General features: G+C 43.5%; 18 protein-coding genes. 7 read left to right on the plus strand and 11 right to left on the minus strand.

Annotated features, from left to right (window positions below; all coding sequences use genetic code 11):
* Positions 1–95: 95 nt before the first annotated feature.
* The 4 genes from ONE56_RS08675 to topA form a co-directional block, all read right to left on the minus strand.
* Positions 96–899 carry an alpha/beta fold hydrolase gene (locus tag ONE56_RS08675; protein ID WP_041154864.1) on the minus strand — a complete coding sequence of 268 codons (804 nt, stop codon included), beginning with the start codon at positions 897–899 and terminating at the stop codon, positions 96–98.
* Positions 900–1,023: 124 nt separating this feature from the next.
* On the minus strand, positions 1,024–2,496 hold the full coding sequence (gene glgA, locus ONE56_RS08680) for a glycogen synthase GlgA (RefSeq protein WP_331437383.1): 1,473 nt from the start codon (positions 2,494–2,496) through the stop codon (positions 1,024–1,026).
* Positions 2,486–3,703 carry a glucose-1-phosphate adenylyltransferase gene (gene glgC / locus ONE56_RS08685; protein ID WP_041154866.1) on the minus strand — a complete coding sequence of 406 codons (1,218 nt, stop codon included), beginning with the start codon at positions 3,701–3,703 and terminating at the stop codon, positions 2,486–2,488. The genes glgA and glgC overlap by 11 nt, the downstream gene beginning before the upstream one ends.
* 954 nt (positions 3,704–4,657) lie before the next feature.
* Complete coding sequence (gene topA / locus ONE56_RS08690) at positions 4,658–7,288, minus strand: type I DNA topoisomerase (protein WP_041154867.1); 2,631 nt, start codon at positions 7,286–7,288, stop codon at positions 4,658–4,660.
* A 556-nt stretch (positions 7,289–7,844) separates the two neighbouring features.
* Between topA and ONE56_RS08695 the strand changes: the two genes are divergently transcribed.
* Entirely contained in the window at positions 7,845–8,093 is a 249-nt protein-coding gene (locus ONE56_RS08695) for a YciN family protein (protein ID WP_423839674.1), read from the plus strand.
* 79 nt (positions 8,094–8,172) lie between these two features.
* Here ONE56_RS08695 and aroA read toward each other — a convergent pair whose 3' ends face one another.
* Positions 8,173–9,453: a 3-phosphoshikimate 1-carboxyvinyltransferase gene (gene aroA, locus ONE56_RS08700; protein ID WP_041154869.1), complete on the minus strand. Its 1,281-nt coding sequence runs from the start codon at positions 9,451–9,453 to the stop codon at positions 8,173–8,175.
* Positions 9,454–9,602: 149 nt separating this feature from the next.
* Positions 9,603–10,079 carry a glycine zipper 2TM domain-containing protein gene (locus ONE56_RS08705; protein ID WP_041154870.1) on the minus strand — a complete coding sequence of 159 codons (477 nt, stop codon included), beginning with the start codon at positions 10,077–10,079 and terminating at the stop codon, positions 9,603–9,605.
* 57 nt (positions 10,080–10,136) lie between these two features.
* Here ONE56_RS08705 and aat point away from each other — a divergent pair, with 57 nt between their 5' ends.
* The 3 genes from aat (at position 10,137) to infA (ending at position 11,845) form a co-directional block, all read left to right on the plus strand.
* The gene (gene aat, locus ONE56_RS08710) at positions 10,137–10,847 is read left to right on the plus strand and encodes a leucyl/phenylalanyl-tRNA--protein transferase (protein WP_423839675.1); all 711 of its coding nucleotides are present in this window, start codon (positions 10,137–10,139) and stop codon (positions 10,845–10,847) included.
* Positions 10,844–11,545, plus strand: a complete 702-nt coding sequence (locus ONE56_RS08715) for an arginyltransferase (RefSeq protein ID WP_423839676.1) — start codon at positions 10,844–10,846, stop codon at positions 11,543–11,545. Before aat ends, ONE56_RS08715 begins: the two co-directional genes overlap by 4 nt.
* A gap of 81 nt (positions 11,546–11,626) precedes the next feature.
* A complete protein-coding gene (infA, locus tag ONE56_RS08720) occupies positions 11,627–11,845 on the plus strand; it encodes a translation initiation factor IF-1 (protein ID WP_001040192.1) in 219 nt (72 codons plus the stop codon).
* A 190-nt stretch (positions 11,846–12,035) separates the two neighbouring features.
* On the opposite strand, the gene clpA is transcribed toward infA, so the two are convergent.
* Together clpA and clpS are read right to left on the minus strand one after the other, a co-directional pair.
* Complete coding sequence (gene clpA, locus ONE56_RS08725) at positions 12,036–14,306, minus strand: ATP-dependent Clp protease ATP-binding subunit ClpA (RefSeq protein WP_041154873.1); 2,271 nt, start codon at positions 14,304–14,306, stop codon at positions 12,036–12,038.
* A gap of 47 nt (positions 14,307–14,353) precedes the next feature.
* Complete coding sequence (gene clpS / locus ONE56_RS08730; protein WP_041154874.1) at positions 14,354–14,674, minus strand: ATP-dependent Clp protease adapter ClpS; 321 nt, start codon at positions 14,672–14,674, stop codon at positions 14,354–14,356.
* A gap of 751 nt (positions 14,675–15,425) precedes the next feature.
* Here clpS and cspD point away from each other — a divergent pair.
* Positions 15,426–15,644: a cold shock domain-containing protein CspD gene (gene cspD, locus ONE56_RS08735; protein WP_041154875.1), complete on the plus strand. Its 219-nt coding sequence runs from the start codon at positions 15,426–15,428 to the stop codon at positions 15,642–15,644.
* A gap of 182 nt (positions 15,645–15,826) precedes the next feature.
* Here the strand turns inward: cspD and ONE56_RS08740 are convergent, their stop codons facing one another.
* Positions 15,827–18,052, minus strand: a complete 2,226-nt coding sequence (locus ONE56_RS08740; RefSeq protein WP_423839677.1) for an NADP-dependent isocitrate dehydrogenase — start codon at positions 18,050–18,052, stop codon at positions 15,827–15,829.
* 300 nt (positions 18,053–18,352) lie between these two features.
* Here ONE56_RS08740 and ONE56_RS08745 point away from each other — a divergent pair, with 300 nt between their 5' ends.
* Positions 18,353–19,054, plus strand: a complete 702-nt coding sequence (locus tag ONE56_RS08745; protein WP_423839678.1) for a pseudouridine synthase — start codon at positions 18,353–18,355, stop codon at positions 19,052–19,054.
* A gap of 79 nt (positions 19,055–19,133) precedes the next feature.
* Here the strand turns inward: ONE56_RS08745 and ONE56_RS08750 are convergent, their stop codons facing one another.
* Both ONE56_RS08750 and ONE56_RS08755 read right to left on the minus strand, forming a co-directional pair.
* Complete coding sequence (locus ONE56_RS08750; protein ID WP_423839679.1) at positions 19,134–19,796, minus strand: DUF2057 family protein; 663 nt, start codon at positions 19,794–19,796, stop codon at positions 19,134–19,136.
* A gap of 198 nt (positions 19,797–19,994) precedes the next feature.
* Complete coding sequence (locus tag ONE56_RS08755) at positions 19,995–20,993, minus strand: porin (protein ID WP_423839680.1); 999 nt, start codon at positions 20,991–20,993, stop codon at positions 19,995–19,997.
* A 516-nt stretch (positions 20,994–21,509) separates the two neighbouring features.
* Between ONE56_RS08755 and dinG the strand changes: the two genes are divergently transcribed.
* Complete coding sequence (gene dinG, locus ONE56_RS08760; RefSeq protein WP_041154879.1) at positions 21,510–23,585, plus strand: ATP-dependent DNA helicase DinG; 2,076 nt, start codon at positions 21,510–21,512, stop codon at positions 23,583–23,585.
* Positions 23,586–23,590 lie beyond the last annotated feature (5 nt).

The following is a 23,590-nucleotide window of genomic DNA, read 5'->3' on the forward strand; positions in this document are numbered from 1 at the left end:
TATTCTGTATTCCCTAAAATACAACACACCAATCCCAATACGAGAATACTGAAGCTTCGAGTATCTCCCCCTCTAGGATCCTAGGACCTTACTAGTTAAGCCATTAAGCTTTGTCGCTTTATGAATTCAATGGAATGTTGATTAAAATCGTCTGGTCGCTCAACATTACAAACATGCCCACAGTTAGGAATTTCACGAAGTACGCTTAACTTATGTGCTGCAACCATTTCTTTAACAGGTTTAATGAACATATAGTCCCTATCCCCCATCAAGTATAGTGTTGGTATTGGCAACTCTCTGTCTTTGAAATACTTCATTAATGGGTTCACATCCGCCGCTAATACAAACCAACGTTTGAACTCTTTTTGACAAAGTTTCTTAGCTTCTCGAATAAATAGATGCCTCGATTCACGTTGATTCCTCTGTGGCATCACAACATAAGCAAATAACTTATATAACCACATATAAGGTAAGATGTGCTTGCAGAAGTTTCCTGACTTCACCAGAATTTGCGAGCGTGTATTCAACCGAGTCACGGCACCACCTAGCACCATTGAGCTGACCCTTTCTGTCGCAAGCTCTGCTAGGTTGCGCACAATGATGGTACCCAATGACATACCAACAAAATGCGCCGACTGGATCTTTAAGTGGTCCAACACCTGTAAAATATCTTGCGTCACTTCAGTAAAGGTATAGCGGCTGGTGATCAACTCTTTAAGCAGTTTATTTGACTTTCCATGCCCTCTTAGATCGATAAGTAACAAATTAAAATGCTGCTTATACGCCTTAATTTGCTTAAACCATATCGAAGAGCTGCCTCCTGCACCGTGCACAAATACAACCCACTCATTGCTGGTAGGATGTAAATAGGTTTTATGAAAGAGTAGCGCTTGAGTCATATTCCAACATGAAATGTAATGTTACTAAGTACGGTCGGCAATCCTACCACACTCCGGTGAGTCGACATAATCAAGGCACCAATTTTGGTGCCTTAGTTACCATTTAATTGCGCTTGGGTAACGCCTAAGTAAGTCTAGACGAATGTAACGCAGAGTGATAGAGCTGCAAATATTGTTCTGCGGCTTTTCGCCAACAAAAATCTTTTTGCATCGCGTAAAGCTGCATACGTTTCATCTCTTCGTGATCTTGTACATACAGTAACAAGGCTCTTAACATCGTAAGTAACAGAGCTTGTGGGGTAGGATCATAGAAGACAAAACCCGTCGCTTCTGCACGATTGACATCATAATCAACCACACTGTCTTTTAGCCCACCGACACCACGTACGATTGGCAACGTCCCATAAGCCATGCTGTAAATCTGGTTCAGTCCACAAGGCTCAAATTCAGACGGCATTAAGAAGAAGTCAATGCCGGCTTCAACCAAGTGAGAAAGCTCATTATCATACGCTTCAACAAAGACGAACTTATCGGAATGTTTCGCTGCCGCCTCGTCCAATTGCGCGGCCAGTACGGGATCGCCTGTACCGACGATAACCAACTGCACATCGTGCTTAAGAAAGTCTTCCAAAGCCGGGAGTAGATAGTGAACACCTTTTTGCGTCGTCAGACGACATACCATGCCGAACATGGCACAGTCTCGCTCTTCTAACCCAAGGCGTTGCTGTAATACCCTTTTGGAAGCAAGTTTGCCATCACTCATACTTTGATGGTTCGCTTGATAATTCAGCGGTAGAAAGCCATCGGTTTCAGGATTCCACGCACTATAATCACAACCATTGAGAATCCCCACCAAGTCATTCGCGCGATGTTGGAATTCCCAAGCCATGCCATGACTGCCAAGTTCCGTTTTCAACTCTTCAGCGTATGTTGGACTTACTGCGTTGATCTTATCCGCATTCATCACACCCGCTTTCAGCATAGTGATGTGTGTGGCGCTAATCGCAGCGTCTGGAACATTTCGACTATGAAACTCAGGCAAACATTGAACATCATCGTAGCTAAACACGCCTTTAAATACCGCATTATGTATTGAAAGCACGCTGTGCGTATTGATGAAGAATGGATCCGCGTCATAACGATGTTTGAGAAGAAAAGGGACCAACCCTGTATGCCAATCGTTGGCATGAACAATATCTGGACGAAAATCCAATTTTGGCAGCATATCCAAGCAAGCAGCACTAAAAAACGCAAAGCGCTCGCCGTTATCAGGATAAGCTTGATTATTTTCCGCGTACATAGACGGGCGATTGAAATACGGCTCACAGTCTATTAAATAAACAGGTACGTCACCCAAAAACAACCTCAGTACACGATATTCTGTGTGTGGCCATGAGGTGAGCTTTGTTTCTAACATCACCTCTGCATCACCTAGCCTTTCGATACCTTTGTACGCTGGAATAGTAATACGTACGTCTTGCTGAAGACCGTGAAGCGCTTCTGGCAGTGCCTTGGCTACATCAGCCAAGCCACCGCTTTTAATCAATCCTTCGACTTCAGACGCTACGAACAGTATAGACAAGTCGTTAGTAGCCAACTTTTGCTCCTTTAGGAACGACTACGATACCGTCATCTGACACATGGAAGTGTTTTTTATCTTCTTGAAGATTCACCCCAATTTGTGTGCCAGGTGCAATATCAGCGTTCTTATCCACTATGACACGACGTAAAACGCAGCCTTCACCGACTTTCACGTCTCCTAGGAGTATACATTCGCTGATATCGCAAGCAGATGCAATATTACTACGGAAACCAAGCACAGATTTTTCGATACGAGAACCACGCACATAGCTGCCGTTACATACTAAGCTATCGATGATTTGTACTCTTCCATTATCCGAATCTGTAAATGTCGCTGGTGGCAGCGGCGGATAATAAGTATGCAGAGGCCACTTACGGTTGTAGAGTGAAAAAGGCGCATCTTTCTCTAGCAGATCCATGTGGGCTTCCCAGTACGCATCGATGGTACCGACATCTCGCCAATAAACTTCTTCTCTTTCACCGGTGATTTTGTTGGTACTGAAGTCATAAACGAACACATCGCCACGAGGGAACATTTTAGGAATGATGTCTTTACCGAAGTCGTGCGATGAGTCTTCGTTGTCCGCATCTTCCTCGAGTTCAGAAAACAGAGCGTTCGCTTCGAAGACATAGTTACCCATAGATACCAGTGCAAACTCGGGATCGCCTGGGATCGATTTTGGGTTGGCTGGTTTTTCTTCAAAGCCAATCATTCGACCTTCACTGTCCACTTCAATCACACCAAACTGAGAGGCTTCTCGTAGCGGCATGCGTAAAGCAGATACCGTTAGTGATGCGCCTTTGTCAGTATGGAAATCAATCATCTGCTTAATATCCATCTTGTAGATATGGTCTGAACCAAAGATGCACACTTGATCCGGCTCTTCGAGTTGCATAAATCGAAGGTTCTGATAGATGGCGTCAGCCGTTCCTTCGTACCATCGTTTGCCAGTACGCATTTGAGCAGGAATTGGATCGATAAATCGGTCAGTAATACCGTTAATATTCCAACCTTTTTTTAAGTGGTGGAAAAGCGATTGGGATTTAAATTGAGTGAGGACATAAATGCGCATTAAATCAGCATTTACAAAGTTGTTAAGAGCGAAATCAATCAGTCGATAACTTCCGCCAAAGGGAACCGAGGGTTTACTGCGAGATTCCGTTAAAGGTCTCAATCGAGAACCTTCACCGCCAGCAAGAATCATACCCAATACACCAGCCATTTGTTGTCTCCATGTCATTATAGCTTGTCATTGATATTCACCATATGAGTACTGCTTTGGGGAGTAAGGTGAATACCCTGTTATTATTGCGATTGTTATTGTTATTGCTATTACAACAACGTTGAACGTACCTCAGCAGGCACCTAAACGCATGTTGCTTATTCTCTGAATCAACATCCAAATTTTTTATTGTCGATTATTGGCTTTTGAGATGTCGGAAAATGTGTTTTATTGCATCCTTTGTGTAACAAACTATCCAAAATGTACAATAATTACAATTTTTGATGGGCAAATTTGTACGCTAAACAGAATATTATCACCCAACACGATATGCAGGTCACATAAGATGAGCCGAGGTATCACAAGGTGAAAACAATCTACAAACCGAATGACTACACTTTAGATTCAACTTGCAACCAAACAAAATTAGAGCTTTAATTCGGTTATCAAAAAAATACATCTTCGCCAACCTTTACTGCTCTTTTTCTTTATCTATATATAAGATTAGCACTGATAGCGATTGATACACCTCAAACATGTTAAAACATTATTATGCTTTAACTTTTTAAAAGTATATTTATAAATTTTAATAATAATAAAAGCATTAAATATCATATCGTTATACACATAAATCACTTAAGTACTAGCGAAACGCTAAGCAAAACCACTTATTTTATTTTTAGAATTAATCTCCTAAAATGTGATGAATACCCACCTTCGAAGATAAGAGTTGATCACTCAAAGACTAGCGCTTGGATATGACTATTAAATGACTGAGGACAATCTAAAGGTTTGCAAGTGATTCAAAAAATGGTTTCCACCCGCAGCAGTCATCTTCTTGTGAGGATAGGATTTGAACATCATCGCTTAGACAACAACGATAAAAAAATAGGGCAGCGATATCGCTGCCCTAATAATTGGGCGTTCAAATAGCCCTAATATTGAATGTAGTGTTTACGCTTTCGCTTTTTTACGCTTATCGGTGATTTCCCATTTACCTTCAACGTACAGAGCAGTCCAACCACTTGGCTTACCGTCTTCCTCTGAGCGAACATAGTTTTCTTTCGTCTTGCGGCTGAAGCGGACGACAGTCGGACGACCATCTGGATCTTCTTGCGGCGCAGTAGCGAGGTATTTGAACTTCTCAGGAAGACGTTCTTCATATTGTGCTAATTCAGCGACCAAAGGAGCACGAGTTTCACGAGATTTCGGGAAGTTACTCGCAGCCATAAACAGCCCAGATGCGCCATCGCGCAGAACGAAGTACGCGTCCGAGTTTTCGCAAGGTAACTCAGGGAAATGTACCGGATCTTCTTTTGGCGGCGCGACTTCACCGTTTCTTAGGATTTTACGCGTGTTTTTACAGGTTTCGCTGGTACAGTCCATGTATTTACCAAACCGACCATTCTTAAGCACCATATCTGAACCACATTTGTCACATTCGACAACAGGTCCATCGTAACCTTTGACTTTGAACTCGCCATATTCGACAACATAGCCTTCACAGTTCGGGTTATTACCACAAACGTGCATCTTACGTTTATCATCGATTAAGTAGGCGTCCATCGCTGTTTCACAAATTGGACAACGCTTTTTCGCACGTAGCGCGGCCGTTTCAACATCTTCCTCGAGGACATTAATAACACCCTCTTCGTCACCTAAGTTGATGGTGGTTTTACAACGCTCTTTCGGTGGTAGTGCATAGCCAGAACAGCCAAGGAACACTCCAGTAGAGGCCGTACGAATTCCCATTGGGCGACCACATGTCGGACATTCGATATCCGTCATGACAATATGGTTGAGTTTCATGCCGCCTTCAGATTCATCAAGCTCGGCTTTTTCAAGGTCACCGGTAAAGTCACTGAAGAAATTATCCAGTACCGCTTTCCAATTCACCTCACCTTCTGCGATTTGGTCGAGTTTTTGTTCCATTCGCGCAGTAAAGTCGTAGTTCATTAAATCATTGAAACTGCTGTCGAGACGATCGGTGACGATTTCACCCATTTTCTCAGCATAGAATCGACGTTGATCGACTTTTACGTAACCGCGATCCTGAATTGTGGAAATGATAGACGCGTAAGTTGACGGACGGCCAATCCCTCGTTTTTCCAACTCTTTAACCAATGCCGCTTCAGTAAAACGCGCTGGAGGCTTGGTAAAGTGCTGTTTTGGTTCGAGTGATTCTAGGTTCAACTTATCACCTAATTGCACTGCAGGAAGGATTGTATCTTCGTTTTTACCCATTGGACGTTGTACTCGCGTCCAACCATCAAATTTAAGGATACGGCCTTTTGCCTTAAGCGTATACTCATCGGCTTTTACGCTGATGGTTGTAGAATCATATTCCGCTGGCGTCATCTGACAGGCCACAAATTGATTCCAAATTAACGCATACAGTTTGTGCGCATCTGAATCAACACCTTGAAGATCTTCTGCTTTCACATCAACACTTGAAGGACGAATCGCTTCGTGCGCTTCTTGAGCCCCTTCTTTGCTACCGTACGTCAAGGGTTTCGCGGGCAGGTACTTACCACCAAACTCGGAACCGATAAAATCACGTACAGCGTCAACAGCCTCAGAACTTAAGTTTGTTGAGTCTGTACGCATATAGGTAATGTAACCCGCTTCGTACAAGCGCTGTGCCAGCATCATGGTCTTTTTAACGCCATAGCCTAAACGCGTACTCGCGGCTTGCTGCAACGTTGATGTTATATAAGGCGCGGATGGCTTACTTTTTGTTGGGCGGTCTTCACGTTTACAAACTTCGTAGCTCGCGTTTTCCAACACAGACATCGCGGCTTTAGTTTCAGTTTCGTTAACAGGCTTGAACGCCACTCCGTCTTTTTGTGCGACAAGAAGTTTGAAGTCCGATTTATCTTTAGTCTTAGTATTGGCGTGAATGTCCCAAAACTCTTCTGGTACAAACGCATTGATTTCGCGCTCACGCTCGACCAGCAATTTTACTGCAACCGACTGCACACGACCTGCTGAGAGTCCGCGTGCGACTTTTTTCCATAACAGTGGAGACACCATGAAGCCCACCACTCGGTCCATAAATCGGCGCGCTTGCTGGGCATTAACCCCATCCATATTCAACTCACCAGGTGTCTGGAAAGCTTGTTGGATAGCATTTTTCGTAATTTCGTTAAATACGACTCGCTTGTATCGCTCTTCATCGCCACCGATGATCTCACGAAGGTGCCATGCGATTGCTTCCCCTTCGCGGTCCAAATCGGTTGCGAGATAAACGCAATCAGCGTCTTTGGCGAGTTTTTGTAGTTCATTGACGACTTTTTCTTTACCCGGAAGGATTTGGTAGTTCGCTTCCCAGTCATGATATGGGTTAATCCCCATTTTTTTGATCAGTGCTTTACGGTCTTTTTCTTTTTTAACACGTGCTTTTTCTTCAGCGCTCATCCCTTTTGTCGAGATGGCAGGCGCTTTTTTCTCACCAGTGCTTTGACCAGCCGTAGGCAGATCACGAACATGACCAACACTAGACTTAACAATAAAGTCTTTACCAAGGTACTTATTTATTGTCTTTGCCTTGGCCGGTGACTCCACTATAACGAGTGATTTACCCATAACTGACTCTAACGTCCTTCATAAAAATGCAGGTAAAAACCCCAACTAAAGAGTTTTCCGCATGCTGTTCTATTACATTGCTTCTTTTTTTACTATTGTGCGAGATGAAAAGAAGATCAACTGGTTTTTTTGAAATTAAGCTCCAATTGGTTGACAATTCATCGTCTCTATATACCTAAATAACCTCAAAACACACGGTTTGACAGGGGTGACGTGGTTTAAGTCGCAAACTGACCCAAATTGGAATTTTCTTCGAGCTGACGCAAGATTGCTGCACTAACACCAATACCTGAGGTCACTGGCACTTTGAAGTCACTTAGGTATCTCTGAAAGACATATTGTGAAAGGTACTGATGCTGCCATCTAAACAGGCAAAGTTTATCACTGCTAATCCAATGCGATAAAGTTTGTTATGCATCACAAAATATTTTCCTGTCCTATAACGCCAAATAGATTTAAAGTGCTCACCTCAGCGAAAATGACTTAGCTTGCTTAGATATTGGCAACCATTGAGAGTCATTCGGGTGTAGACATTATAATCAATGACGGGGAAGTTATGTCCGAGAAAAAGTTTATTGAAGAGTTTGATCTTCTGCTAATCGCGAACCAAATCATTCAAGAACACGATGATTATATCGAAGGAATGCGTACAACGAGTGTTGAGGAAAAAGATGACGTTCTTGTTTTTAAAGGGGAATACTTCCTTGATGAAAAAGGACTGCCAACAACCAACACAACGGCTGTATTCAACATGTTTAAGTATCTAGCCCATCATCTGTCAAAAGAGTTTACGCTCACGCGTTGACATAAAACAAAGACAACCAATAAAAAAGCCAGAACGTTCTTTACACTCTGGCTATTTTTACTTTTTCCAATTTCAACAATTAGCAGCTGAGTGATTGCAATTTATCGAAGAAGTCTGGAAAAGTTTTCGAGGTACATTTAGGGTCGTTAATGGTCACAGGCGTATCGCTTAACGCGATCAGTGCAAAGCACATCGCCATACGGTGATCATCATAAGTGTCAATGGCCGCGTGTTTTAACTGAGACACTGGCTTCACGATGATATAGTCTTCACCTTCTTCCACTTCTGCACCGATTTTGCGTAATTCTGTCGCCATCGCCGACAAACGATCAGTTTCTTTTACTCGCCAGTTATACACATTTCTGATCGCCGTTGTACCTTGTGCAAACACGGCGGTGGTCGCAATGGTCATTGCAGCATCAGGAATGTGGTTGTAGTCCATATCAATGCCTTTGAGCTGACCAGCACGTGCGATAACGTAGTCATCACCCCACTCAATTTCTGCGCCCATTTTTTCTAAAGCATCCGCAAACTGAATATCGCCTTGAATACTGTTTTTGCCAATACCAGTGACTTTTACTTCGCCACCTTTAATCGCACCAGCGGCCAAAAAGTAGGAAGCAGAAGAAGCATCACCTTCCACCAAAAAATCACCAGGAGCAATATAGTGCTGACCAGAAGGAATGACAAACTCTTGGTAGTCGTTGTTAATCACATTGACACCAAATTGCTTCATAATATGCAGCGTAATATCAATGTAAGGTTTAGAAACTAACTCACCTTCGATATGAATTCTAACTTCACCTTCCGCCAGTGGTGCAGACATCAAAAACGCGGTTAGGAATTGACTAGAAATCGAGCCATCAATAGATACACTTCCCGACTTTAAGCCAGTGCCGACTATTTTCAATGGTGGGTAATTTTCATTTTCTAGGTATTCAATATGAGCACCCGCTTGCTTTAGAGCTGTGACCAAATGACCGATTGGGCGCTCTTTCATTCGAGGCTCACCAGTCAGAACATACTCTCCTTCACCTAAACAAAGTGCTGCGGCTAATGGACGCATTGCCGTTCCGGCATTGCCTAAAAATAGCTCAACAGGTTCAGAAACCGAAAACGCTCGTCCTAGCCCTTCCACAACACACTCGGTTTTATCTTCCGAGAGTTGATACTGAACACCCAATGCGGATAGTGCGTTTAACATGTGGCGGATGTCATCGCTATCCAATAGGTTGGTCAGGCGAGTCGTACCTTTTGCAAGAGCAGCAAGTAACAGAGCTCGGTTAGAGACACTTTTTGATCCAGGAAGGTTTACTTCCCCGTTGATTTTACTGATAGGTTGTAACGTTAGGCTTTCCATTGAAAGTAGATAATCCTTTGTGCTCTCACACAGCATGTTTGTTGAGAGCTAAACAATTCTTCGTGAATTCAGACTAACCAAAAAGCGTAGACAAAACCAGAGTAAATCTGTGCTAATTTTTGGATAATTTCTTTCAACCCAATATTCTCTCAATACGCTAGATCAACCCTTACTCCATCATCGAAATACAAGATACGCACGTCATCGCCTTGGCTAAACAACATGTTTTTATCAACGTCTTGAATGACGTTGATAAGTTTATCCCCCTTTACTCGAATCAGCAGTTCCACCAGCTTGTACTCTATTGTATGTTGTTGCTGTCCTTGGTTTTGCGCAACAGCGGCCCCCGCTAATGCGCCAACAGCAGTGGCGACCTCTCTCCCTGTCCCACCGCCAAACTGGTTACCGACTAATCCTCCTATAGTGGCACCCAATAGGGTTTTCCAGCCATTTGCTTTGGATTGGACCACTTGTTGCTGAGTGATGTAACGGATCGTCTCAACTTTCCCATACACGACTTGATTCACTGGCTTAGCCACATTTCTTTCATAGGCTGCATTGGCGTGGAACGATAAAAACAGTATGATCACAAGACAAACGTTGAAAATATTTTTTACTTGGGTCATCAGATTTTCCTCTGGCTCTCATTTTGGTACGACTTCGTTGATGGTGTTCACTTCTTTATGGCAATTTATTTGACGGAACTTGATGCCTCGTTCAACTTCCCTTCACCGTATGACGCACTGAATGAGCCCAACGGCTTGCTGGCGTTTGGTGGTGACCTCAACCCGATGAGGATTCTAAAAGGTTATCAACAAGGGATATTTCCTTGGTATGGCCCTGGTGAACCTATATTATGGTGGAGCCCTTCTCCTCGAGCGGTATTTAATCCACTCACTTTTAGTCCCTCTAAAAGTCTTAAAAAGTTTCAACGCAAACATCAATATACTGTCACGTTGAATCAAGCTACAGAAAAGGTTATCCAGTTGTGCTCGTCGACACGTCCAATCGAAGAGACCTGGTTGAACGAAGCAATGCAAGCCTCCTACATCAAACTGGGACAACTCAACCATTGTCACTCAGTAGAAGTATGGCATGACAATGCTCTCATTGGTGGCTTATACGGTATAAGCGTGGGGCAACTATTTTGCGGCGAGTCGATGTTTAGTTTAAAGGACAATGCTTCTAAAATTGCATTGTGGTATTTGTGTGACCATTTAGCGTCAAACCACGGTCAATTAATCGATTGCCAGGTAATGAACCCTCATTTAGCATCCTTAGGCGCATTTGAGATTGAACGAGATGAGTTCATGCAAAAGCTACTATCTTTAAGAGAAAAGCAGACATTGCCCAATACGTTTAAACCACAAATATTGCGGAACTTGACCCTATGAGTACGGATATTAAGCACATTCGCATCGGATTAACTAATCAACATCCTTGCAGCTACCTACAAAACCAACAAGAACGTGTGGCGGTAGCACTGGATGACGAGTTACACAACAGTCAAAATTACCAAATTTTGCTGGCAAATGGTTTCCGTCGAAGTGGCAACACCATATACAAACCGCATTGTGAGCACTGTTCAGCATGTCAACCAATTCGAATTGCGATTCAAGACTTCACACCGACGAAAAGTCAGAAGCGGCTAATCAACAAAGCCAAGCACTTACATTGGGAAATGAAACCTCAAATGGATGATGACTGGTTTGATCTTTACAGCCGCTATATCTGCCAGCGCCATAAAAACGGCACAATGTATCCACCCAAGCGTGACGATTTTGCTCGCTTCGCCCAAACAGACTGGCTAACCACGCAATACTTACACGGTTACACTGAGGCAGGGCAATTAGTGGCAGTCGCAGTGACGGATTGCATGGATCTGTGTTCCAGTGCGTTTTACACCTTTTATGACCCCGATTTGCCAATTTCTCTGGGGACATTAGCCGTTCTTGAACAGATCAAAAACTGTCGAATCAACCAGCAGCAGTGGCTCTATTTGGGTTATCAGATTGATGAATGTCCAGCAATGAATTACAAAACACGTTTTCAGCGCCACCAAAGGCTAGTAAATCAGCGTTGGCAAGGGTAGAATACGCCACAACTTTACATAATTACTATTTAGCGGCAAAATAGCGCTCGCTAATATTGCCTAATTTCTAAAGAGGATTAAATGGCTAAAGAAGACGTAATTGAGATGCAAGGTACGGTCCTTGACACTCTACCAAACACTATGTTCCGTGTTGAACTTGAAAACGGTCACGTTGTGACTGCTCACATCTCTGGCAAGATGCGTAAGAACTACATCCGTATCTTAACGGGTGACAAAGTAACTGTAGAGATGACTCCATACGACCTGTCAAAAGGCCGCATCGTCTTCCGCGCTCGTTAATCTCTGATTTTCGGATGCAATAAAAAACGGAGCCATTGGCTCCGTTTTTTATTATCCATATTCTATACGAATCAAAATCTGCAACCTGCTCCCCTACCGAAGCACGAATAACCATTACAAATTCCAACTTTAACTCAATGAAAAAGATGCGAGTAATCGCATCTTTTTATCATGATTAAAGACCTAGAGCTTAGTGCATGGCTGCTTCTTTTTCGCTCAAGTATTCGAACTCCAGAGCGTCGTTAACCAGCGTCACTTTCACTGTCCCACCATCCACAAGGGCACCGAATAATAATTCATTGGCCAACGGTTTCTTAAGCTGCTCTTGGATAACGCGCCCCATCGGACGAGCACCCATCGCTTTGTCGTAACCTTTGTTAGCCAACCAATGACGAGCGTCCTGAGAAACTTCCATCGACACGCCACGAGCATCTAATTGGACTTGCAGTTCAACGATGAACTTATCGACAACTTGGTGGATAACGCTTTCGTCTAAGCTATTAAACCAAATAATGTTGTCCAAACGGTTACGAAACTCTGGTGTAAACACTTTCTTAATTTCAGCCATCGCATCGTGCGTGTTGTCTTGCTGGATTAAACCGATCGATTTCTTCTCAGTTTCCGCAACGCCAGCATTCGTGGTCATTACCAGAATCACATTACGGAAATCCGCTTTGCGACCATTGTTATCGGTCAAGGTACCGTTATCCATCACTTGCAGTAACAAGTTAAAGATATCTGGGTGCGCTTTCTCGATTTCATCTAACAGCACGACGGAATGCGGATGTTTGATAACCGCATCGGTTAACAAGCCACCTTGGTCATATCCTACATAACCCGGAGGCGCGCCGATTAAGCGGCTGACTGAGTGACGCTCCCCATATTCGGACATATCAAAGCGAAGCAGTTCAATACCAAGCAGTTTGGATAATTGAACTGTCACCTCTGTTTTACCCACCCCAGTAGGACCAGCAAACAAGAAGGAGCCGACTGGTTTATTATCAACGCCTAAACCAGCACGCGTCAGCTTAATGGCTTCAGACAAAGCATCAATTGCATTGTCTTGACCAAAGACTAGCATCTTCATTTTACTGTCGAGGTTCTTCAAAATATCTTTATCTGATGAAGAGACCGACTTCTCTGGAATTCGTGCCATCTTCGCAACCATGGCTTCGATATCAGCCACACCAACGGTTTTTTTACGGCGACTCGCAGGTGCTAAACGGCTACGAGCTCCCGCTTCATCGATGACATCGATAGCTTTGTCTGGTAGGTGGCGTTCATTAATATACTTGGCTGAAAGCTCCACCGCGGCTCGCAACGCTTTATTTGTGTAACGCACGGCGTGGTGAGCTTCGTACTTTGGTTTCAATCCCATCAGAATTTTTGTCGTATCATCTAGGGACGGTTCAACAACATCAATTTTTTGGAAACGACGTGAGAGCGCACGCTCTTTCTCAAAAATATTGCTGTATTCCTGATACGTTGTTGAGCCAATGCAGCGTAGCTTACCACTACTTAACAGAGGCTTAATCAAGTTCGCTGCGTCCACTTGTCCACCAGACGCTGCACCAGCGCCGATGATGGTATGAATTTCGTCAATAAACAGAATGGCGTCGTCTTCTTTCTCGAGTTGTTTCAAAATCGTTTTAAAACGTTTTTCAAAATCACCTCGATATTTGGTACCCGCAAGTAGAGAGCCAATATCAAGAGAATAGATAACACTGTTTTCAATCACTTCAGGGACTTGCCCTTCTACGATTCTCCATGCTAAGCCTTCTGCAATAGCGGTTTTACCCACGCCGGCTTCACCGACAAGCAGAGGGTTATTTTTGCGACGTCGACACAGAACTTGAATGGTTCGCTCTAGCTCTTTGTCTCGACCAATCAGTGGGTCGATATGACCTTGTTTAGCAAGTTGATTTAGATTGGTGGCAAAGCTTTCTAAGCGCTCTTCCGAGCTTCCCTCTTCAACACTATCGGAGCTAAAAGAATCTGGCGCAGACGGGTCTTCACTCGCACCCGATGCTTTTGTAATTCCGTGGGAGATAAAGTTAACAATATCGAGTCGGGAGATGTCGTTCTTCTTGAGCAAATAGGCGGCGTGAGATTCTTGTTCACTAAAAATAGCAACGAGTACATTGGCACCGGTCACTTCATTGCGACCCGACGATTGAACATGGAAGACCGCGCGTTGTAGTACACGTTGAAAGCTCAATGTTGGCTGAGTCTCTCGCGTTTCGTCGGCTTCAGGAATTAGAGGGGTTGTTTGATCAATAAAAATATCGAGTTCGTTGCGCAAAGCATCCAGATCAGCTTTGCACGCTAATAGGGCTTCCTTAGCTGCATCATTCTCTAATAATGCGAGTAGGAGGTGTTCAACAGTCATAAACTCATGTCGCTTATCACGAGCGCGAGCAAATGCACTGTTAAGGCTTGACTCTAGTTCTTTGTTTAGCATAAGTACCTCCCGAAAAAACAACTAGGGTTGTTCGAGCAAGTCTTCTTTTACGCTTGCTCCATAGTACAAAGTAACGGATGTTCGTTTTCCCTCGCGTACATCGTGACTTGCGCTACTTTGGTTTCGGCAATTTCTGCGCTGTATGTGCCACAAACTGCCTTTCCATCATAGTGGACCTTTAACATGATTTGAGTCGCCTTATCAATATCATGTGAAAAGAATCGTTCTAGTACCTCTATGACGAAATCCATAGGTGTGTAGTCATCATTATTCAGTACAACATTGTAGAGCTTTGGCGGCTGTACTTTTGTACTTTCTCGCTCCAGAAGATCAGAGTCTGGAGTGACCCATTCAAAATTTTTACTCATGGCAATTCAAAGATATCGTATCAAAGGGTTGATGGTTTCGACCTATAAAAACAATCTACCACAAGGATGAAGCTCGGTGTAGTGAGATGTAGCACCTAAATTAAACTTTGACAGATAAAGTGAACGCCCGGTACGTTTTTTCTTCTAGTAGTTTTTTCTTGTAGTAAGTGTACGGACCACTCATCTCGAAAATCAATCTACCCTTTTATAGAGACTAATCTACGTCGTCGTAGGGCGCAAATAAAAAAGCGCCCTCTTTGGCGGGAAAAGGCCTGTCTTATCTCCCCACTAACATCCTTGCTTATCCCTACAACTTTTTGGGGGATGAGTTCACATTTTTCAACATAAAATCGATAGAACTTATGAGCCACCCGCTTACCATTTAGCCAGATTATTTTTCTACTTTGGAACAGCATAGCGACATAGGTTACTTTAAAAAGAGGTCAACATGAGTATTAAGCACTGAATAATCATTAATTACAAAACTATCGTTTGCAAAATTGTTAATAATATATGCATTTTGTTGGCGATATTGTTTCAATTTGTAGCATATCACTATTGACTGTCTCAATTCATTGACTACAGTGGAAGATGTTGATGCATAAATCCTCACTCTGGGTCTGCAGGTTGAGCACCTAGCGGAAATACGGTATTAGGCATCGACTTGATGAGTTAGCACTAGCTAACAGTAGTACCAAGTAAATTCGTACTTGGGGTAGTAAAAATATCAATGCATGAGGGATGTAATAGCATGGCTACAGGTACAGTAAAGTGGTTTAACAACGCCAAAGGATTTGGTTTTATTTGTTCAGATGAAGAGGAAGGGGATATTTTTGCCCACTACTCGACCATTCAAATGGAAGGTTATCGTACTCTGAAAGCAGGTCAACAAGTTTCCTATGAGATAGAAAAAGGTCCAAAAGGCTCTCACGCTAGTGCCGTCGTGCCGATAGAAGACCAAGCTAAATAAACACATTTCGACAAACAAAATGATTGTTCTCGGGTTTCGCGGATCACCAATCGGTGGTATTGCTTTTGCTTAGAGAAGAATAAACCCGCAATACAGTAGCGGGTTTTTTTATTAGTTCTTCATTCAGCAACCAAAAGTTAAGATAAAGCACACCAATCAACGATCCATGTGCTCATCACTGATTACTTATCGATGATCGCGTTCAGAGTGTTACTAGGACGCATCAATTTGGCCGCTAAAGCGTTGTCAGGCTGGTAGTAGCCGCCTAACTCACCTTTCACACCTTGTGCATTGTTAAGCTCTGCAACGATCACTTCTTCTTGCTCGCTTAATGCTTTCGCAATGGGTGCAAACTCAGCAGCAAGATCAGTGTCTTGAGTTTGTTCAGCGAGTGCTTTAGCCCAGTATGCTGCTAGGTAGTAGTGGCTACCACGGTTATCAAGTTCACCTACTTTGCGTGATGGTGACTTGTTGTTGTCCAAGAATTCACCCGTCGCTTTATCCAACGTATCCGCCAAAACTTGTGCTTTAGCGTTACCAGTTGTCACACTCAAGTGTTCTAGCGATGCTGCCAATGCTAAGAACTCCCCTAGTGAATCCCAACGAAGGTGGTTTTCTTTTTCTACTTGTTGCACGTGCTTCGGTGCAGAACCACCAGCTCCCGTTTCAAACAAGCCACCACCGTTCATTAGCGGTACAATGGACAGCATTTTAGCAGATGTACCAAGCTCAAGGATTGGGAATAGGTCAGTGAGGTAATCACGCAATACGTTACCAGTGACAGAAATCGTATCTTGGCCCGCTTTCATACGCTCAAGTGAGTACTGACAAGCGTCTACAGGTGATAGGATCTTGATTTCTAAACCTTCTGTGTCATGTTCTGGCAGGTATGCGTTCACTTTCTTGATCAGTTCTGCATCGTGAGCACGATTTTCATCTAACCAGAATACCGCTGGCACACCAGTCGCACGCGCACGCGTCACTGCTAACTTCACCCAGTCTTGGATTGGAGCGTCTTTCACCTGACACATACGGAAGATGTCACCTTCTTCAACAGATTGTTCAAGAAGAACCTGACCAGCTGTGTCAACAACACGTACAGTGCCAGCTGCGTCTAGAATAAACGTCTTATCGTGTGAACCATACTCTTCTGCTTTTTGAGCCATTAAGCCAACGTTTGGCACACTACCCATCGTCGTTGGATCGAAAGCGCCGTGTTGTTTACAGAAGTCTATAACCGCCTGATAAATACCTGCGTAGCTACGATCAGGAATCATCGCTTTGGTGTCTTTTTGCTTACCGTCTGGTCCCCACATTTGGCCAGAAGAACGAAGCATTGCTGGCATGGATGCATCAACAATGATATCGCTTGGTACGTGTAAGTTAGTGATACCGCGATCAGAGTCAACCATCGCGAGTTCTGGCTGAGTTTCATAAACCGCTTGAAGTGCCGCTTCAATCTCAGCCTTTTGGTCTGCTGGTAGAGATTCAATTTTTGCGTAAACATCACCAATACCGTTGTTGACGTCCACACCCAGCTCTTCAAAGAGCTTGCCGTACTTATCAAACACGTCTTTGTAGTAAACTTTGACAGCATGGCCGAAAATGACTGGGTCAGACACTTTCATCATCGTTGCTTTCATGTGAAGGGAAAGCAATACGTCTTGTGCTTTCGCTTCGGCAATTTCTTTCTCAAAGAACTCAACTAATGCTTTTTTCTTCATTACAGAAGTATCAATGACTTCTTTGTCTAACAGTGGAAATGCTGGTTTTAGCTCTTTGACCGCACCATCTGCGCCAACAAATTCGATTTTTACTTCAGTTGCACCTGAGATCGTAGTCGACTTTTCACTGCCGAAGAAATCATTGTCAGACATGCTTGCAACATGTGACTTTGAATCGGCAGACCATGCGCCCATTGAGTGTGGGTTTTTCTTCGCGTAATTCTTGACAGATAACGGAGCACGACGGTCAGAGTTACCTTCACGTAGGACGGGGTTTACCGCACTGCCTTTGATCTTATCGTAAGCGGCTTTGATCGCTTTCTCTTCGTAAGTGCTCGGTTCGTCAGGGTAGTTAGGTAGATCGTAACCTTTCGCCTGTAGCTCTTTAATTGCCGCTCGTAGTTGTGGAATCGATGCTGAAATATTTGGTAGCTTAATGATATTTGCTTCTGGCGTTTTAGCCAGTTCGCCAAGCTCAGTTAACGCATCACCGATACGTTGCTCTTCTTTTAGGTGCTCTGGGAAGCTGGCGATGATACGACCTGCAAGTGAAATATCACGAGTATCTACGTTGATGCCCGAGGACGCAGTAAACGATTGGATAATTGGTAACAGTGAGTAAGTTGCTAGCGCCGGTGCTTCATCAGTAATGGTGTAGATAATTGTAGGCTTTTCTGTAGGCATGAAATTTCCCTATATTTTTTTAATCAACTGGTTGGTTGATCAACTCAGCGTCTGAGTTGGTGAAATTGGCGCATTGAAATACGTTAGTGGTGCGTTTCTCCTCGCTAACGCTACATGCGTTGCACTCTTCGTTGTAGTGATTCTGAATCCTTGAGTGCCGTTATATAATTAAACAATTGTCACGAAATAGTCTATCATTTCGTGCGTTTTGTAAGTTTTAGGCGCGCAAATGATATCTGATCATAAGGAAATTTAAAACTTTCAAACACAGTTCATTTACATTTTTGCAGGGTAGTTAACATGTCATCTCGTACTGGCCAAAGAAAAGGCCACCGCACGAACCAGCCAAAAGCAGAGCATTTAAAACGTTCCGGACACCAAAGCCGTTCAGAAACACAAACAAAACACCGTAGACGGGCTACCCGCACTGGCACAACAAACAAACCACGTATTGCTCCAAAAGATCGCAAAGTGATTGTGTTTAATAAGCCCTACGACACATTGAGTCAGTTTACCGATGGTCAAGGTCGTAAAACTTTATCGGACTTTATCCCGGTGAAAGATGTTTACGCGGCAGGTCGATTAGACCGCGACAGTGAAGGCTTAATGATCTTGACCAATGACGGTATTTTGCAAGCCAAGATCACACAACCTGAATCGAAATCGCCTAAAACCTATTGGGTTCAGGTCGATGGTGCGCCTCAAGAGCAAGATCTAGATAGATTACGCGAAGGTGTGGAGCTCAAAGACGGCATGACCTTGCCTGCCAAAGTTGAAGTGATGGCTGAACCCAATATTTGGCCAAGAACACCTCCCGTGCGCTTTCGAGCCAATATTCCTACTACCTGGTTGGCAATAACGATTATTGAAGGAAGAAACCGCCAAGTCCGCCGTATGACAGCCCACATAGGTTTCCCTACTCTACGACTAATACGTTACTCCATGGGTGACGTTACTTTGGGGGCTCTAAAGCCTGGGGAATGGAAAGAGATAGCGCTTTAGGCTAGCTTCTATATCGAAAAAGCCAGCCGCTAACGCAACTGGCTTGTTAAAATTAGATTTACGAATGAGGCCGAGAATATTACTGCTGATCAACCAACCACTTACGAAACGCTTTACGCTCTGATGGCGACAGTTTTAAATACGACATTTTCGATTTTTGCATATTCAGGCTATCTTGAGCGGCAGATTGAGTTGCTTGTTGAGTGCCATTGGCGATACTCGTTGCCACCACTGGTGCACTGGCAGTGCCCGCGAAACCGATGCCATTGGCTGCGTTGTAAATCGCCAGTTGTTCGTCAAGATTAGAGTACGGAAACGTACCCTTCTTACCCACCATTTTGACTTGTTCATAATTTACATCACTGTCATTCAGGCTGACATTCCAATCAATCGTATCACCTTCAAACACTCTTCGAGCTTGCAGTACATCGTTCAGTTGTGGGCCATCGATTTCCAGCTCGCCGCCATCAACATCCAAAGTAAGAATGTATGGTGCTGAGGTAAAGTTACCACGCTGATCGCCCCGACCCACCATCTTATTCATACGCAACACGATTTGGTTTGCTCCCGTTGCCAGCATGATCGGTGCATCCATCTGTTTTGCATCTTGGCTGTTAATAAATAGTACCTCAACCCCTTGAGCTGCATCCAGCTCCGTCAACAAATCCGTATTTGCATATGCATTCGGCAAACTCAATGCGGAAAGCGTCATTAAAATCGAAGTCCAAATTGTGCGTTTCATGATTTAACCCTTTTTTCTATTAAGCTTTATACCCAAACAACCTCAAGGTTTCGCTAACGCTACGCGTTACATACCTACTTATTACGTTGTAAATTCAACATTTGAGCTCAGTTGGGTATAACGCTTACAGTGCATCTATATAATCAAAAAGGCCGCATAAAGCGACCTTTTATTTACATTCAACTTGATATCAAGTGATTAGAATGTGTAGTACATACCTGCAACAAAACCGTCAGCTTCAACTTTGTTGTTGTCGTCAGCTTTGTTCTCAACGTCAGAGTATTCTGCAAACGCTAGGATGTTGCTAGATACTGCGTAATCAGCACCCAACGTGTAGTAGTTGATCTCTTCGTCGTTATCACCGTCAGTGAAGCCGAATGAAGTGTATAGACGTGCTTTGTCAAGTTTGTAGTCAAGAGCAGCAGAGATTGTATCTAGATCTGAAGCACCGTCGATATTTTCGAATACGTAGTTTACTGCAGCGCCGAAGTTACCTAGAGTAAGACCCGCTTTAGCACCCATGATCTGATGATCATCACCTTTGCCACGGTTGCCTTGGTCTTGGTAAGTTGCACCTAGTTTAAATGCATCGTTGAATGCGTATTCAGCAGACACACCGTACGCTACATCTTCATCTTCGTTTGAAGATAGGTAAGAGTCAGCGATTAACTTAAGACCACCAGTAGTGTACTTCATAGAGATAGCGTGACCAGCAGACTCTAGAGAGCTTACGAAGTCATCCATGTAGCCAAAGCCTTCGTTTGTGTTATCTAGCGTGATTGCGTCTAGAGAGTCACCGAAGTCACCGACTTCACCCGCAGCGATACCGAAGTTGTCACCGATATTGAAACCGAAGTAAAGGTCATCAGTTTTCATTGACTGGTCATCATCAATAATGCCTTCCCAGCCGTTAAAGCCGTTGCCGTTTTCAATTTCGAAAGAACCGAATGCACTTACGCCTTCGCTTAGCTTGTGAGTAGCATCAACTTGGATTTTTGCCCATAGGTCTACATCAAGATCTGAAGTGTTTTTAGTCTTCACACCTGCTGCTGTAGTTGTTGATTCAGCAGTACTTAGGTAAGTATCGATTTCACCTTTTACGTTGAATGCTGTAGTGCCGTCATCGTAGATGTTGCCTGCTGCAAGCGCAGAAGTAGAAACAGTTGCAACTGCTAATGCTAATAGAGTCTTTTTCATAATTAATCCACTGCCTTTTCTTAGTTCGGGATATCCTTTTCCGGTTCCCTTTTTTTATTTATCTAGGTAATGACCTTTAACTATTTGTTAAAACAATTCATTCCTAGAATCTGCGGATAAGATTGCAAGAGATTATTCTGGCTGTCAAATTTTATAAATCAGAACATAAAAAAACAAAAAAATCTTATTTTTCATAAAGATAAAAACAAACTCACACTGCAGAGGGCTAACTTATGAGCAGTTTTCTCAATTTTTAAAAATTTAATCACACGGAACAAATTAGAATATTTCACTAAAAAACAGAAAAAAAATAAAACCTTAAAACACAAAACCCCAACAACATGCGGCATGTGAAGTTTTATATTTTTCACACAGTGAAATTATATCAATTCTTGGAAGGTTCAATATTTTTTTGTGAACAAGATCGACATTATCCAGAAAAGCATTCAATTTTGTGAACTACAGAACATCTAGTGATGTGTGCTACTATGCGCCTCTAACGCATTTGAGGCCCCCATGCTGACCAGTAACATTCAAAAATCGATTCGTACGAGCTACCAAAACCTGCAAGCCCAACTCGATAACTTTGTGCCAAGAAGAGCGCAAAATTATCTTGTTGCAGAAATAGCAAAGACGCTTTGCGGTCAATACCATAAGTCCAATCGTATACTGGTCGCTGAAGCCGGAACCGGAATTGGTAAGTCTTTATCGTATCTTATGGCAGCGATACCTGTTGCTGTTCACAACAACCGTAAAGTGGTGATATCTACCGCAACGGTCGCTCTACAGGAACAGTTGATGAATAAAGATTTGCCGCTATTTCGTCGTCTAACTGATAGAGAGTTCTCATTTATATTGGCAAAAGGTCGTCAGCGTTATTGCTGCGCTGAAAAACTGGCTTCCGCAAGTGGCGTCGATGGCGGTCAGTTGGCGATGTTTGAAACCAAACCTAAACAGAAAGACATTGAATTGCTCGGCACCATGTACCGTTCCCTTGCACAAGGCAAATGGGATGGCGACCGAGATTCTTGGCCTAAACCTATCGACGATAAACTGTGGCAACTGATCGTCAGTGATAAGCACAGCTGTAATAACAGTATGCCCTCACATCGTGGCTGCCCGTTTCAAAAAGCTCGCTCAGAGTTAGACAAAAATGACGTCATCATCGCCAACCATTCGTTGGTTATGGCCGATGCAGATTTGGGGGGTGGGATCATCTTACCCGAACCAGAAAATACGATTTATGTGTTTGATGAAGCACATCACTTGCCTCATGTCGCACGCGACCATGCCTCCGCCTCTGCGAGTTTAAAAGGTGCCGCTGCGTGGTTAGAGAAGTTGAATCAATCGATCAGTAAATTTTCTGCGTTAGCAGACGAAAAGCGTGTCTCTCGCTTTCGTAATGAACTGCAAGAATCGGTGCAGGATTTAATACCAGCGCTGACTCAATTAACAAAGCAGTTTGATCCCGTCCATTTCGAGCAAGGCATTTATCGCTTCGAACACGGAGAACTCCCCTCATGGCTCGAAAACCAGTCAAAAGAACTGAAACAAGCCAGCAAAAAGGCCAACCAAAGTGTCGCCAAAATAGCGGATCTGATCGCAGAAAAAGTAAAAGATGGCGAATTAGCGAATCGAATTGCTGAACCTGCATTAGCAGAATTAGGCTTTTATATTCAAAGACTGGAAAACTTAGCCCAAGTTTGGCATTTGATGGCAGAGCCAACCCGGGAAAAAGGCGCCCCATTAGCAAGGTGGCTCGAAACCCATCCTGATCGGGAAGGCGACTTCATCGTTAGCGTTTCTCCTTTAGAAATTGGTTGGCAGTTGGATCAGAAAATCTGGAGCCGATGCCTTGGTGCGGTACTGGTATCAGCGACCATGCGCGCGCTCAATTCATTTCACTACTTCTGCCACCAAGTAGGGGTCGATGCGAAACCTGAGTCAGGCACGCAATTTTTAGCACTAGCGTCTCCGTTTGATTATCAGAATCAAGCGGAGCTACTTATTCCAAAAATGAAGTATGAGCCACCCGCCCCTCAATTTACTGAATATCTTATCGAGATTTTGCCTAAGTATTTGCAGGACAATAAAGCAAACTTAGTACTATTCTCCTCTTATTGGCAAATGAACCAAGTCGCTGAAGCGCTTTCAGCGGGTTTTATAAAGAAAGGTTGGGCACTGCAAGTACAAGGCGAAAGCTCACGCCAAGAAATTCTAAAAAAACATAAAAAATTGATAGAAAAAAATAAAACTAGCATATTGTTTGGTACCGGTAGTTTTTCGGAAGGTCTTGATTTACCAGGAGAGTTACTTGAAAACTTAGTCATAACCAAGATCCCGTTTGGCGTTCCGACCTCGCCGGTAGAACAAGCGCATTCTGAATATATAGAAAAGAAAGGCGGCAATCCGTTTATGCAAATTACGGTGCCAGATGCAAGTAAGAAGCTGATTCAGAGTGTCGGCAGGCTGCTGCGCAAAGAGAGAGATTCTGGTAGAGTAACCATTCTTGATCGACGCCTCGTCACAAAACGCTATGGCCAAGCCTTAATTGACTCTCTGCCACCATTTAAACGTAACATCGAATATTAGAAGAA

Source organism: Vibrio mytili, from assembly GCF_049563345.1.
GTDB classification, from domain to species: domain Bacteria; phylum Pseudomonadota; class Gammaproteobacteria; order Enterobacterales; family Vibrionaceae; genus Vibrio; species Vibrio mytili.